The organism is Chryseobacterium sp. MIQD13, assembly GCF_050496705.1.
GTDB lineage: Bacteria > Bacteroidota > Bacteroidia > Flavobacteriales > Weeksellaceae > Chryseobacterium.
Genome location: NZ_JBNWAF010000001.1, coordinates 1,001,482 through 1,017,351, shown reverse-complemented (window position 1 = coordinate 1,017,351; position 15,870 = coordinate 1,001,482). Strand labels below are relative to the sequence as shown.

Sequence of the window (15,870 nt, the reverse complement as noted above, 5' to 3'; positions counted from 1 at the left end):
ACAAAAGATTATCGGAATTTTATCAATAATCCTCTTTTTAACTTATTGTCATTACTGGTGCATCGAAATATCTTTGCATTGCAGACCAATATAAGAATTAGGTAAAGTAATACACTATCCTATTTTGACTAAGCAATAACCAATTTTGCAGTTCCCTTTTTCATAAAAAACATTAAATAAATACATAAGATGAACACTAAAAATTTACCCCTCGAATATTTCGACTTAACGGATTATGTAGAAATATTTACACATGCGGACTTACGTACTGTTTGTCTGCATTCAAGTCAGGCAACTTTTAAATTTAAAACGGCTTTTTACCATAGGTTACTGTAGACGTTTTGCCGAATCCTTAATCAATAACAACTTAATACAAACACTGATGAATTTTATTACCAACGTCCGGATATATGGGCTATGGTCTGCATGGGTTATATTGATGACCTCCTGTACATTTTCTACTATGAAAGCACAGGCTCCCTTGCTGACTGACAGTTTTAATTATACCCCGGGAACATTACTAACGGCAGCCAATTGGACAGTACTGGGTACAAGTACTAATCCTACGCTAGCCATTTCAGGTGGAAATCTTACTTATCCCGGTTCCATAACAAATAATTTTGGGAATAAGGCAATATTAACAAGCAGCGGGCAGGATGTCTACAGATCTTTTACCTCTACAACATTAAACGGGACTACTCCTTCAGTATATTCCTCTCTAATTGTAAATGTAACATCCGCACAGGCTGCAGGGGATTATTTTTTCGCTTTGGGCTCTGGAACTGCTCAAAATGCAAGAATATATATTAAATCCAATGGAACCGGGTTCAGTTTCGGAATAGGAAAAACAGCTGCTGTTGCTGATTATGAAACAACAGTAAGACCGTTTGGAAGCAATATTATGCTGGTTCTGAAATATGAGCAAATAGCTGGGGCTACTAATGATGTGGTAAAGTTATTTGTAAACCCGCCATTGGCCTCGGAGCCTTCTCCTGATATTATACATACCCCTGCCATTGCTGATATAACTTCGTTATCATCAGTTTTCCTTATTCAGGGTACAGCAGCTAATGCACCTGCTTTACAGGTAGATGCTGTTAATGCAGGTACAACGTGGAACAGTGTGACATCAGCAGTATATGATTATGGTGATGTACCTGTTTCTTATGATATGACAAAGGATGGAGTGTTCGCTCCGGCTGTTCACAGTTATCAGATTCCTGGGTTTCTTGTAGGAAATATACCACCTGATCTTGAGCTTGCTCCGGCATCAGTAACTGCGGGAAGCAATAACAATTCTCCGAACGGCGATGGTGTGGACGAGGATGCTGTCCCGATTTCAGCAGGCCCGATCGCAAGAGGAGTAGCATACAGTATGGATATAGCTGGAAATAGCGCCACTACTACCACAAAATATATGTATGCATGGATTGATTTTAATAATGATGGCAGGTTCCAGGCGAACGAAATGGCGGATAACGTATTAACTTTTAATAATACGGAAGGATATGCTCCATTGAAACCGGTTTGGTCTGCGGCAAAAGTATCTGCAATTGCTCCTGATATTGATAAATTATATATGAGAATCAGGGTTTCGGACAGATCCTTGATAGATTTTACGACTGCAACAGGAGGAGGTGACCTTATTGACGAAAGAAGTATAGGAAATGGAGCCATCAGTGCTACCAATGCAGCAGATCACGGTTCAGTAGCCAACGGAGAAGTAGAAGATTATCAGGTAGAAGTAGCTAAAGTTTATGATTTTGGTGATGTCCCTTCCGCTTTTGAATACGATATCAATAATAATTTACAACCTGCATTACATGCAAAGCTAAATGATTTCAGCATAGGAACATTTAACGATGTGGAAACTGCACCATATTCTGTAACAGCACCGGGAGAAAATAATAGTGAAGGTGATAATGAACATGGTGATGCAGATGAAGACGGGATAACGGAAATCCTTAGTGTCAGTCGTGGAGTTCCTTATTCAATAACACTGCCGGTTAACATTCCGGGAACTTTGGCAGGGACCAAATATTTATACGGATGGATTGATCTTAATGGAGACAATCGCTTTCAGGTAGGTGAACTGGCATCTACAAGCACTACTTTAACTGCTGCCACAAATCTTACTTTAACCTGGTCTGCAGCACAAACCAACTTAATAAATACAAATACAGATAAAGTTTACCTGAGGTTGCGTCTTTCAAATTTAAATTTATTGGATTATACTGCGGGAGCTTCGGTTGATGAACGAAGCATCGGTAATGGTGCTGCCTCAGCATCTAATCCTGCAAATGCTCCGACAATTGCCTATGGTGAAGTAGAAGATTATCAGCTTCCTGTAGACTTATATGATTTCGGAGATGTACCGGTAACTTATGAAAATGGTTTGTCCGCAAGACAGATTGCTTTATCAACTTATCATATAGGGGATAAACTGGATAATGAAGAATCCGCTCTAAGTGTTGCAGCCAATAGCGATAATAATAATGATAACGGAGACGGAGCAGATGAAGACGGACTAAGCGGGACACTTCCGGTAATAACCAAAGGAGCTCCATTCAATGTATCCGTACCGGTAACAGTAGCGGCTGCATCCAATATCATCGCATGGATAGATTTTAATAATGACGGTAAATTCCAGAGTAATGAAGCTGCCTATACTGCTGCCACCGGAACAGTTTCGGGTTATCAGACAGTAGCAGTGGGTACTTCTGCAAAAACATTCTGGTTCAGAGGAACACAAACTAATGCAATTCCTGTTAATGTAAACGATCTTTACGTACGTATAAGATTAACAAGAACAGCAGGAGCAGATAATACGGGAACGACAGCTGTAGACGAACGTTCGATAGGAGATGGGGCAAGTACAGGAGTTTATACTACCGCAATAATAGGTGAAATTGAAGACTACCGTTTTAAAGTTTCCAGAGACCTGGATTATGGTGATGCACCTGAAAGCTATGAAATGGATAAAGACGGAAATGCCGCAGCGAACTTTAAACCGGCCCGTAATTATACCACAGAAGGATTATATCTCGGACAGGCTTATGTGTTGGAACAGGGACCAGCTTCAGTTGCCGCAGGAGCAGATAATAATGCCCCTAACGGAGATGGGGAAGAAGAAGACGGATTGAATGCTGCCCAATTGAATATCCGTACCAACGCTGTCAATAATTTTACAGTAGCAGTAAATAATACTACAGGAGCCAATGCATTCCTATATGCATGGATAGATTTTAATAATGACGGTCGTTTTCAGGTTGGAGAAAGTATTGCTGCTCCTACCACCGTTGCAAATAACGCAACCACCGCAAATATTTCTTTCTCGGCAGCACAGGTAAATACCATTGCTGCAGCAACAGGAAAAGTGTATATGAGATTAAGGTTGATACAGCCTAATACAGAGATCAGCATTCAGGATTACATTACAGCCGCAAGTAATGGGGCAGTAGTAGATGAAAGAGCAATTGCAGACGGACTGATTTCAGGGATGTATACTTCTGTTTCACTTGGAGAAGTGGAAGACTATCAGTTAACAGTACTGAGAGATTATGGAGATGCACCGGCAAGTTATGAAAACGGAGCTCCGGCATCACAAACCAATTCAGGAGATGCACCGGAACTTACGATTGGAGCAACGATAGATTATGAACTTTCAAATAACCCTGTTGTTCCAGGTGCGGATAACAATGGAAATAATGGAGATGGAGCAGATGAAGACGGAATTACAACCCCGGTAACCGTAACAAGTGGTGCACCATTTACACTTACAGTACCTGTAAATACTACTGTTACAGGAAGTAAATACCTTTTCGGATGGATAGATTTTAACGGCGATGGCATCTTTAATGGTAATGAAGCAGCTACCGCAACACCTTCAGTAACAGCAGGCACAACGGGATATGCGACATTGACATGGACGGCTACCAATGCTTCTGCATCTGTTCTGGCAGCAGGTAAAACCTATGCAAGATTAAGACTTAGCGGAACAAATACAACAAATAGCAATAGTGCCAATATAGCCTTAATAGATACCAGAAGCTTTGGTTTAGGACTTGACGAGGGAGAAATAGAGGATTACCAGTTTCTGATCAGTAATCTATATGATTATGGAGACGTTCCACAGGTAAATTATGAATATAATAAAGACGGAGTATATATACCGGCCAGACAGGCACAATCGTCCGTACTTCGACTAGGAAACGTTGCAGATACAGAAGCAGGGCCTAGTTCCGTAGCAGCAGGTGCAGACAATAATGGTACAAACGGAGACGGAGCAGATGAAGATGGTATAACCGATCTTGCCCCGATCTATAAAGGAATTCCTTACTATGCCCAGGTAAATGTTTTTAATAATTCAGGAGTTGTCAAACCGATTTACGGATGGATAGATATGAATGGGAACGGTCGTTTTGAGGTTGGTGAAGTATCACAGTCGCTGACAGTACCAAGTTCTCCTAACCAACAGACAGTTACTTTGAAATGGACAAATACGTCAACGATTCAGCCAGGTGCAACAGAACTATATATGCGTTTACGTATATCTGAGTTGGGAACATTGACCGATCAGGCTTCAGGCGCCAATGCTGCATTAGTTGATGAACGTTCAATAGGTGATGGTGTAATATCAGGAGTATATGGAACATTATACGGTGGAGAAGTAGAAGATTATCGTATTTCTGTAACCTCCAATTATGATTATGGGGACGCAGCAGATAATAATTATGATACAAGCAGAGGTAATATTTTAGCTCCTGCAAGACAGGTAGTAAGCCAGGGATTGTATCTGGGAAATAAGCCTGCAGATAATGAATCTGCCAAACAAACTCTGGCAGGAACAGCATCAGGTGATGATAATAATGGATTTGATGATGAAGATGGTGCAGTGCCTGGTCCGGTTGTATCAGGAGGAGGCTACACATTAAATGTAAATGTTACCAATAATACAGGAGTCTCCAAAACACTCTACGGATGGATCGATTTTAATAATAACGGTCATTTCGAATCAAAAGAAATGATGTCAGCATCAGTTGCTAGCGGAACCAACAATGGAACGGCTACACTTACATGGCTTCCTTCTGCTTCAAGCATTGTAGGAAATCCGGGCCAGCTATATATGCGTCTTCGTATGTCCGAAGGAACCCTGACGGATAATGCCAATGTATTGGTTGACGAACGTGCTCTTGCAGATGGAATTGATACCGGAGAATATGCAGCCTCTCCTGTACTGTATAACGGTGAAATAGAAGATTATACAATACCTGTAACAACTGATCTTGACTATGGTGATGTGCCAGTAAGCTATGAACAACCTGCAGGTATATCAATTCCTGCGCGTCAGATATCAAGTGCGGCATTACAGATAGGAGGGACACCTGATGCGGAAGCGTTACCGCAAAGCATAGCAGCCGGATCAGATAATAACGGGACTAATGGAGACGGAGCAGATGAGGATGGAATTACCCCTTCTGATCATAAAATTACCCCTAATGCAGTATTCTCACTACCAGTTAAAGTGACTAACACAGTGGGTACGACTAAAACATTATTAGGATGGTTGGATTTTAACAATAATGGTGTTTTTGAACTTGGTGAAGTTGCAGCTGGTTCAGTCAATAATAATACTGTTAATGGTACAGTTACCCTTAGCTGGACAGCAGTTTCAACTACGAATATAGCTTCCCCGTATGTTTATCTGCGTTTAAGATTGTCAGATGCTGCTATGGGAGATATTACAGCGACTACAGCTTATGATGAGAGAGCCCTGGCTGACGGACTGAATACCGGTGCCTATGCTGCAACTGCTTATCGCGGGGAAATTGAAGATTACAGGCTGGAAGTTAATCCTGTATATGATTTTGGAGATGCACCAGATAATTTTGAACAGAATACGGCAGGACTTCCTGTTACTGCCAGACATAAAACTGTTAATACCCTATATCTGGGAGGAACGTATGATGTTGAACCAATGAAAAACTCAGTTGCTTCCGGAGCAGATAATAACGGAACAAATGGAGACGGTACAGATGAGGATGGTATTGGCACACCATTGCCAATGCTATATTCAGGAACAGAATATACTGTAGATGTAAATACCTATAAAAGTATTTCCGGAACCGGAACTCTTCATGCATGGATAGATCTTGACGGAAACGGACGTTTTACAAAAGAAGAATATACTTCGGCAGCTGTTGCAGGTGCAACAGGTATGCAGACAGCTACCCTTACATGGGCAGCAGTGCCTTATAGCGGTACAGCAGATAAAACCTATATGAGATTACGTTTTACAAGTGCTTCACTGGTAGATAATGCATCTACAGCTAATGTTGACGAACGTTCCGTAGGAGATGGTCTTAGTTCAGGAATATACGGAACAGTACCTGTAAATGGTGAAGTGGAAGATTACCAGCTGCCGGTTGATTTATCAGGAATTAATGCTCCGGATCCTTTATGTACCGGTAATTTAGGCTCTCTGCTAGGAATCATGGATCCTATGCAGGCAGGATTCCACTCAACACTTGTGAGACCGGCGAGCGGAGGCTATTTGGTATTTGGAGAACTATCCAATCCAAACGGTACAAGTAATGCCGTTGTACCTAAGAAAATAGACCCGTCAACAGGTTACAATTATCAGGGGAAATTACTGATGGCGACATTAGTTTCAAATGCAACCCTGGGAGGAACATTCATGAATTACCATCAGTATTTTGCCCTTTCCACAGCGGGATTATATGCATGGGGAGATGAAGGGTACGGCGTTTCAGCTGCAGTTACAAATGGACCTGCATTCCAGCCGATCAGTTTACCTGCCGGTGTTCCGCCTGCCAGAGTGAAAATGATTGATGCTGGTAATGCTTATTCATCAAATACGGGATCTCTCGTATTATTAACTACAGGAGGAGAAGTATGGGTAAGAAGTACGACCAATGCCGCAAGCACAACCAACGATTATAACGCGATTCAGGGAGATGGTAATTTGCTTCCTAATAATGGTAATACAGGATGGCATAGAGTAATGATCAATGATACGACACCTCTTACAGGAATGTTGGATGTACGTACTGTAGGGGCAGCAGCTATTGCCACAAACGGAAATCAATTCTATACATGGGGTACAAATGTATTTATCGGAGATGGTACACCAACGGCAACACAGCATTATGCAACGCTTATGCAGTCTCCTTCAGGATCTCTTCCTGCCAGACAGGTAGATATCAGTTATGGAGCCACAGCTGCATCCTATTTCGTTTTAGATAATGCAGGGGTGGTACATGTACTTGGATTCAATGATTCAGGACAGTTGGGAATAGGAAATACAACTACACAGACTGCCTGGACAAGGATTACCCAAATGAATGAAGAACCTGAAGCAGCAGGTAATCAGGTAGATGTTACCAGTACAATTGATAAAGTAATTAAGATTTCTGCGAATAACCATGATACAGCAGCAGGAAGCAGCCTTATTCTTATTACAGATAAAAATCGTGCTTATCATGCAGGAAGTAATGGAGGAAACAGATCAGGAACAGTAAGTCCTACAAGCTGGAATATTCCGACAGCGATGACGGCAAATAGCGGAACAGTTATCCAGCAGGGAAAAATAGTTCATGCAGAATCCGGAGGCCATATCAGTATTTTGGCTAAAGAAGGCAGTGATCGATATGGATATGTTGGGCATACAGTAGGAGGATCAGACGGATGTAATGGATGTACTAACAGTCCTGATGAATTTACATTTACCAAAACGACTTCTACAGGACCTCTTTGCGGTATTACAGCCTTTGATTACGGAGATCTTGATGATCGCTATAATTCAGGAGATAAAGCTAAACATGAAATAAAATACAGTCAGGCAGACAACCCTCTTAAATTAGGGGCAACAGCAGCAGATAGTGAAGACGGACCTCAGTTCAGTGTTACCGGAAATGCGAATGAAGCAAATGGGGATGATACTGATGATGATGGAGATGATGAAGATGCTTTTACAGATGCACTCCCTGCAAAAATAACAGGTTCTGCCTATACGCTTAACATTCCACTCACTAACAATACAGGAAGTACAGCTTATCTGTATGGTTTCATAGACTGGAACGGTAACGGAATTCTTGAACCTACTGAAACTGTAGTAAAAACCATATCTTCATCTTCTTCCGAGCAGAACGTAAGTATCGAATGGCCGGATGCAGGAACGATAGGAGGATGCCAAAATGGCGAATTATTACGAAGCTTTGTACGCCTTCGTCTTACAACAGTAGCATTGAATGACAATACAGCAACACCTGCTGACGAACGTAGTGTCTTGAAAGCAGGTGATGGGGAAGTGGAAGACTACTATCTTGACTGGAGCCCTGACTGCGGAGGATATTGTTACAAACCGGGGGCAACAGCAGGAGGAGAAACACTGATCACTAAAATGGGTATTACCTCTTTGAACAGAGCCGGGGCACAAGCAGATAACTGGCCTGCGGTACGTACTGGAGGATGGTTAGTACTGGAAGCCAAAACGAAAGGTTTTGTTCCAAATAAAGTAACCTTTGATAGTACTGGTAACCCGGTAGGAATAACTTCGGATAATTATGTTGAAGGAATGCTGGTCTATGATGTTACCAATAAGTGTTTGAAAATGTATACTTCAAAAGATAACGGAGTTTCTTTCGGATGGTATTGTGTTACCACACAAACTTGTCCTGATTAAAAGTAAAAGGAAATTACAGCAGGCCGAAAATGCCTGCTGTTGATTACCTTTCCAATTTATATACAAAAAAATAATTATGAAAAAAATAATATATATATCATTATTACTGTATTCTCTTACAGAAGTCCGGGCACAAGTGGCTATCAGTAAGAGTAGTGTCAGTAACGGTTCAGTATCTCTTGAATTTGGAGATGATGAAAACAAAGGGCTGATTCTGCCTTATGTTACAGAAAAAGAAGGAATTACAGAAAATGGAACGATTATCTATGACACCAACGACCATAAAGTAAAATATCTTCAGGATACAAACGCCTGGTTTGATTTAAGCGTTGACCCGTCTGGAACAGCCGATCTGAGTATTCAAGGTAATGATAAAACAGAATATCCGGGGGCAAAAGTAGCTATTACAAAAACTGGCGGAGTAGATGTGATCAAAGGAATCCTTGTTCTTGAAGATACAGATAAAGCTATGATTTTACCGAAAGTAGCAAGCCCACATCTTAATATAATCAATCCAAGTCCGGGTATGATAGTGTATGATACTGTAAAAAGACAGCTGGCAGTTTATAATGGTTCAATGTGGTCTTTTTGGAAACCTTAATATTACAGTTTATATATTACAATTTCAATAGGCAAAGATCCCTTTAAGTATAAGGCTTAAAGGGATCTTTATTTTTTGCTGAAAGAGAGAAAATAAATTACTTCCTGACCTTTCAGTCGATTTTATGAAAGACAAAAATAAATAAGACTGGCTTTTTAAAACCTTCGTATATTTGAGTGTAGGCCTGACTGTTATTTAATTACATTTTTCACCAGGGTTTTAAACCTGACTCCGTTTTCCTGCATCACAGTAATGGTAATATGGCCGGTTTTACTGGTATTCATATCACTTACTATTCCTGATTTTCCGGTATGTGTTCCGGCAATAACCTTGCAGAAATCACCATTAGTTAGTTTTTCGGAGTTTTCTGTTTTCATTTTAAAATATTTTGAACAGACCGTAAATATAAGCTTTTGACAATACTTTCCTATAGTTCCTATACAATTAGCTCTGCAGACAAACCGGGAAGATAAAAATAGGTCATAGCCTTTCAACTAAATCAGATGCAGATTATATAAAGGACAGCGGGATATTTGTGTAATTTTGTTGAGCTTACGGTCATCGTAAGAGACATCCTATTAACTTTGAGCAGACCAGATGAAAGATAAAAATGAAAAATTCGGAAATTTAAAGAATGACAGGTTGGGTATAAAGATTGTCTCAAACAATAATCCTTATCCTTCTGTTGACATTCAGCAAAAGCTTTTGGAACCCCGCAGGCTGACGTCTTATTTTATAATACTGATTGACAAAGGTTCTATTACTTACAATCTGGATTTGCAAGACCTCACTCTTACTGACGGTCATTTGCTTTTTGCGATGCCTAATCAGGTTTTTACGCCTCCGCCTAAAACTGCTGGTCTGAAATATTTTAAGATATTATTTGATGAAAATACATTGGCACTGTTACCACAACAATTTCCTTTTTTAGTTAATCCTTTAAACTCGCAGACAATCATTTTTGACGATGCAACAAAGGAGAGAGTGAAGAAAGTTTTTGAAATTTTAAATCAAATACTTCATATAGACGGGCAGCCAACCGATACCGAAATAACATTAGCTTACCTGAACTCATTATTAGCAGAATTAAATAGTGCATACTTCAAAAATACTGCACCGGTAAATATTCTGAATAATAATCTCTCAAAGTTTATTGAGTTCAAATTAATGGTGGAAACCCATCTTACAGAGCAGCCTTCTGTAAATTTAATAGCTGAAAAACTGGCTTTAACTACAACCAGCTTATACCGGATTGTAAAAGAGTACTCAGGAGTTTCGCCTAAAGATTTTTTTACTAACCGTTTAATGATTGAAGCACAGCGAAAATTACAGTACGCACCACTTTCTGTAAAAGAATTGGCTTATGAATTGGGTTTTAATGACCCTGATTACTTTTCAAGATTTTTCAAAAAATGTACGGGAAAAAGCGTAAGTGAGTTTTTAGAAACCCGGCAGGATTCGTCAAGATAATAAACTGATTTGTCCATCTTCTCCGTTGTTCAACGATTTACTTTTGCTTCATTAATTTAAACAAATAAAAAGATGAATTTGAAAAATCACGAACATCAGAAAGATAATAATAAGGAAGTGAGTAAATCAGCATTAGTAACAGGGGCTAACAAAAGCATCGGCTTTGAAGTTGTAAGACAGCTTGCCCAAAAAGGGATCTATGTTTATCTCGGCAGCCGTAATTTAGAAAATGGTATAGAGGCGGTGAATAAATTATTGGCAGAGGGATTAAGCAACGTAGAGGCTGTCCAGCTTGACATTACAGATGAGGAATCTGTAAAAAATGCCCGTACAGCAATAGGTAAGAAAACAAAAACATTAGACATACTTATCAATAATGCAGGTATTTTTGGTGGTTATCCACAGGCAGCCCTGGATTCAGCTATAACCCAGTTCAAAACAGTATACGATGCAAATGTTTATGGGGTGGTAAGAGTTACCCAGACATTTATTGATTTATTGAAGAACTCTTCTGAACCCCGTATCGTAAATGTAAGCTCAAGTCAGGGATCAATTACTTTGCACAGTGATCCTGCATACAAATATTACGATTATAAAGCGGCTGTTTATCTTTCTTCAAAAGCCGCAATGAATATGTACACTGTTGTTTTGGCATACGAACTCAGGGATAGTAATTTTAAAATAAATGCTGTCTGTCCGGGATTTACAAAAACGGATTTCAACGGACATAGAGGAACGGGAACTTTAGAGGATGCCGGAAAACGAATCGTAAAGTATGCTCTGATTGACAAAGACGGACCGACCGGAAAATTCTTCAGTGAAGAAAATAATCCAGAAACGGGAGAGATACCTTGGTAATATTAAATACAAATGATAAATGGTGGCGAAATGAGGAGCTTTATCCCAAAAATAAAGACATACAATATGAATTTTGCATCAATCGGACAGAAATGTAAAATAGATCATACATATTTGGCCTGTTTTCTGCTATATTTATCAGGTTAATTTTAAAAATGAAAATATGAAAAAGAAATTATTCACCTTATTAGCTTTTGGGTTATTTGCAACAGCTGTTAATGCCCAGGAAACCGTAAAACAGGAAGTAAAAAATGTAGGTACTGCTGTTCAAAAGGGAGCAAAAGCAACAGGAAAAGGAGTGAAAGATGGTGCCGACTGGGTTGGAGATAAAGCTCAAAAAGGGACAAAAGCGACCAAAAAAGGTGTTCAGAAAAGCACGAAATGGGTTGCCAAAACCGCTACTAAAGGTGCGAAAAGTGTTAAAAATACTGCTGTGAAAGGTGCAGATGCAATTTCAGATGGTTATAAAGATGTAAAAGCAGATCTAAAAAAATAATTTTTCAGGAAAATTTCAAAAAGCGACTTCTACTATTGAAGTCGTTTTTTATATTATAATAAATTTTTAAAGCATGCCAATTCACAAATAAATAAACATAAAAAATGGACATTCAAACTCAATTAACAACTAAACGACTGTTGATAGAACCACTTACGGCAACTGACAAAAACTTTATTTTTGAATTGGTTAATACCGGGGAATGGATTAAGTTTATAGGAAACCGGAATATCACCTCAGGAACTGAAGCAGAAGCTTATATTCAAAAAATACTTGATAATCCCGACATATTGTATTGGATAGTCAAGCTTAAAGACAATGGGACAAAAATTGGCATTATTACTTTCATTAAACGGGACTATTTAAAGTACTACGATATTGGCTTCGCTTTTCTGCCGGAATTTACCCAAAAAGGTTACGCTTATGAAGCTGCAAATGCTGTTTTAAGTAATGTAATAAACAGTGGCAATCATTCCCATATACTTGCTACAACAGTTTCTGAAAATGAAAACTCAATTAATCTGTTGAAAAAACTTGGATTACACTTTGACAAAGAAATTGAAGTTGACAAAAAGAAATTGCATCTTTATGAGATTTCAGCGGATAAATTTAGAATTGACGAGATTTCAAAATCATTTTTTGGGATCTTCACAAATGTTAATGACAGCCGGCCAGAATGGGATTTGCTGAACAGTATTTGTATTCCCGAAACAATGATTATCAGTAAAAAAGAAAATGAACATACTGTTTACAATCTTACTTCATTTATTGAACCTAGAAAGAAAATATTAACAGATGGAACTCTTACGGAATTTAAAGAATATGAAACTTTTGAACAAACAATAATATTTAATAATATTGCTCAGCGACATTCTGAATTTCAAAAACAAGGAGTTTTAGAAGGAAAATCATTTAGACAAAAAGGACATAAATATTTTCAATTCGTTAAAACAATGGAACAATGGAAAATCAGTTCTGTTATTTGGGAAGACGATAATAACTGACCTTGGCCAAATGATGAAGATAGAGTACAGAGACACAACAGCCGTTTTCCCGCTGTACAGCTAACAAATCAGCAGTAATCTATATTCACCATCATTTTCAACAGGAGCTCTGTGAACACAAGGCAAAACCTGTTGGGCCGGATGATCTACTGCCAGACGCCAAAGATGTCCTGATCCTAAATTGACCGGTTTTGCATCGGGCTTAGGCTGATAATGCAGATCGAAAAAATAGTCTTTCAGGAAGGTTTCAAATTCTGCTTCCGGACCGTCATGTAATGCTTTCAGTTTTTCCCGGATTTCCGGGATCAGGATTTTCTGTTCAACCTGATTATTGGGTATAATATCACTTGCGGCTCCATAATAAGTACATAAAAAAGTATCCGTTCCAATGGGCGAACGATCAATATGGTATGAATATACATCTGTCGAAATGAAATCAAGCTCATCATCCCGTTCGTAATTTTTAAGTAAATTGAGGGAAGGCAATGCTCCGAAATCAGTTAATAACTGTAAATCATTCAGAATAATTTCCCTTGCAATATTACCTTTTTCTGATAACTGAAGGGCTAAAAGATCTTCCGCAGAAACTTCCGTAATATTCTCTTTTAATTCAAGTTTAACTACAATCTCTTTAAAATCTCCTTCTAAATTTCTGTGCCAGCAAAGTGCATTCATATCTCCCTGAAAATTGGTATGTATAAGTTCAGAAAAAGTAGAAACCACACCAATTTGGCTGTTATCTGAAAATGTATTGTTCATATTTTAGAATAAACAATTTAGTCGCTTAATTCTTTGCAAAAATAAGGAATAGCTTAGAAGAAAATACTAAGATTAAATTTGTTTTAATAAATCACAACTAATTATTGGAGGTCTTTAATGTTCAAAAGATTATTAACAGTCCTAAAATACAAATCCGCTTCACTTTTTAAATGAAACGGATTTTTATATATAATCCTATTGGTCTACCATCCCAGATAGTAATCAGGGCTAAGCCAAACAGGGCGATCCACTCCAAAATGTTCCTGCAGCATTTTTTCTGCTTCACAGAAAGCGCCTTCCACCCATCCCTGCTGATCTGAGTAAGCTTCACCTATAATATGAATTTGCTCATCTGCCACTGGTTTTCTCATATAAGGCATTACATTTTCAACGGAATATCCGGCTTTCCATGCATGGTATCCTGCTCCAAAAGGCTCATCGGTCCAGTCTTTAAAATACGTTACATAAGGCTCTGGTATCGTTACATCAGGACCGTGCAGCTCACGGAGCTGGTTCATTAATTCATCTACCATTAGTCTGGTTGCCTGAACATCATCCAATTGATGGAGCTCTTTTAACGATGCAGATTTGGCGGCTCTCACCTCGAAAAGTAATTTGTCATCTGTAAGTGCTTTCCAGAAAGTCTCGGTTTCCATATCTCCGTAGCTTCCCAGCAGCATTGAATTGTTTGTTTCAGGATCTGTCCCGAAATAATAACACTGTCTCATCGGCAGGTCGGTAATAGAGTGCCCGGAATCGATGTCTACTTGCTTTTCTTTCCACCAGGGATATTCAAAGCCCATTAATATTTTAAAGGCAGGTTCCATAATCACCGAACGGATATTGGTATTGAGAACTGAATTTTCATTAATGTTGAAAAAGAAATTGTTCTGATCTAGCAGTTCAAGTGATTTTCTTGGCATGGCAAGTATCAATTTATTGGCAAATACATTCCATGTTGTATTGGTCTTCAGGTTCAGGAAAGTCAGTTGATATTTATGGGAATGGGCCAGAGGATGCTCTTTGGTGAAAGTCAGAAGCTTGTTTTCAGACCAGATACAGGCACCTTCATGATCCATATATGAATTTGCTACTGCATAGGCAATGCTGTCATATCCTTCCTCAATGGTTTTGTAAATAGTTCCCGCAGAAAAATCTCCCACCATATAAGGGAAAGCTTCCGCAGAGTTCCAGTTGATCGTATTTGAATAATATCCTCCGGCATTGGCTACAAATTCATAGCCTTCCTGAGAAACCTGATCCTTGATGAGATTCCAGAAACCCAGATCGTTCACTTTTCGCTGATCGTAAGGAGAATTAGGAAAATTATATACCAGTTTAGGTTTGATATCATCCCAGTCTTCACTCGTTAATTTAAAAGTATAATCATAAATACTGTCTCCTTTAATGATCTTTTCGCCATATTTTTCAGCTACCCAAGAATCTGCCATTAAGACATCATAAATAATCTTATTGAACAGCTGATCCGAACTGAAACCAAGATCATCATCATTCAGATAATACCGCGTAGGCAATTTTTTACCTTCACTCTGAGCTACATTCCAGGCATCCTGTTTAAAACGTTCTTTACGGAGATACATTAATAACTTTGTGGGATCACCCATTGGAAAAGATACAGGTGTCATTTTATCCTTCAGGACAGGTATTCTTTTTTCAGGATCTGCAGTAAGCGGATAGCCTTCAATCAATGTGGTTACAATTTCCTGAGAAGTCAGATAACGCATACCTCCCAATTCTCCCCAGAAATTCATTCCCGGCATAACGACAGATTCCAGTCTGCCGCCCAGTTTACTGTTCATATCGAAGATCTGTACTTCGCTGGCTTTGTATTTTTTATCAGTTACCAATCGGTAAGCAGTGTATAAACCGGAAGTTCCGGCACCGATAATGGCTACTTCAGTTTTCAAATCAGGATGTTTTCCTGTATTTAAAGGTGTATTCTTATTCATGATAAATA

General features: G+C 39.0%; 9 protein-coding genes. 6 read left to right on the top strand and 3 right to left on the bottom strand.

Translation table 11 applies throughout. The features are described 5' to 3' along the window. Nucleotides 1-382 precede the first annotated feature (382 nt). Both ACQWU4_RS04795 and ACQWU4_RS04790 read left to right on the top strand, forming a co-directional pair. Nucleotides 383-8,704, top strand: coding sequence for a GEVED domain-containing protein (locus ACQWU4_RS04795; RefSeq protein ID WP_429934624.1), 8,322 nt, complete (start codon nt 383-385; stop codon nt 8,702-8,704). Nucleotides 8,705-8,780: 76 nt separating this feature from the next. Next, a complete protein-coding gene (locus ACQWU4_RS04790) occupies nt 8,781-9,305 on the top strand; it encodes a hypothetical protein (RefSeq protein WP_429934623.1) in 525 nt (174 codons plus the stop codon). 191 nt (nt 9,306-9,496) lie between these two features. On the opposite strand, the gene ACQWU4_RS04785 is transcribed toward ACQWU4_RS04790, so the two are convergent. Next, a complete protein-coding gene (locus ACQWU4_RS04785; protein ID WP_429934622.1) occupies nt 9,497-9,682 on the bottom strand; it encodes an RNA-binding protein in 186 nt (61 codons plus the stop codon). A gap of 220 nt (nt 9,683-9,902) precedes the next feature. Here ACQWU4_RS04785 and ACQWU4_RS04780 point away from each other — a divergent pair, with 220 nt between their 5' ends. The 4 genes from ACQWU4_RS04780 (at nt 9,903) to ACQWU4_RS04765 (ending at nt 13,133) form a co-directional block, all read left to right on the top strand. Continuing rightward, nucleotides 9,903-10,775, top strand: a complete 873-nt coding sequence (locus ACQWU4_RS04780; protein WP_429934621.1) for a helix-turn-helix domain-containing protein — start codon at nt 9,903-9,905, stop codon at nt 10,773-10,775. Between the two features lie 72 nt (nt 10,776-10,847). Then, nucleotides 10,848-11,633 (top strand): SDR family oxidoreductase, encoded by a 786-nt coding sequence (locus tag ACQWU4_RS04775; protein ID WP_429934620.1) that lies wholly within the window; start codon nt 10,848-10,850, stop codon nt 11,631-11,633. Between the two features lie 163 nt (nt 11,634-11,796). Beyond that, entirely contained in the window at nt 11,797-12,129 is a 333-nt protein-coding gene (locus tag ACQWU4_RS04770; protein WP_429934619.1) for a hypothetical protein, read from the top strand. A gap of 104 nt (nt 12,130-12,233) precedes the next feature. Beyond that, nucleotides 12,234-13,133, top strand: coding sequence for a GNAT family N-acetyltransferase (locus ACQWU4_RS04765; RefSeq protein WP_429934618.1), 900 nt, complete (start codon nt 12,234-12,236; stop codon nt 13,131-13,133). Between the two features lie 60 nt (nt 13,134-13,193). On the opposite strand, the gene ACQWU4_RS04760 is transcribed toward ACQWU4_RS04765, so the two are convergent. Together ACQWU4_RS04760 and ACQWU4_RS04755 are read right to left on the bottom strand one after the other, a co-directional pair. Then, entirely contained in the window at nt 13,194-13,892 is a 699-nt protein-coding gene (locus tag ACQWU4_RS04760; protein ID WP_429934617.1) for a DUF1826 domain-containing protein, read from the bottom strand. Nucleotides 13,893-14,095: 203 nt separating this feature from the next. Continuing rightward, the gene (locus tag ACQWU4_RS04755) at nt 14,096-15,862 is read right to left on the bottom strand and encodes a flavin monoamine oxidase family protein (RefSeq protein ID WP_429934616.1); all 1,767 of its coding nucleotides are present in this window, start codon (nt 15,860-15,862) and stop codon (nt 14,096-14,098) included. Nucleotides 15,863-15,870 lie beyond the last annotated feature (8 nt).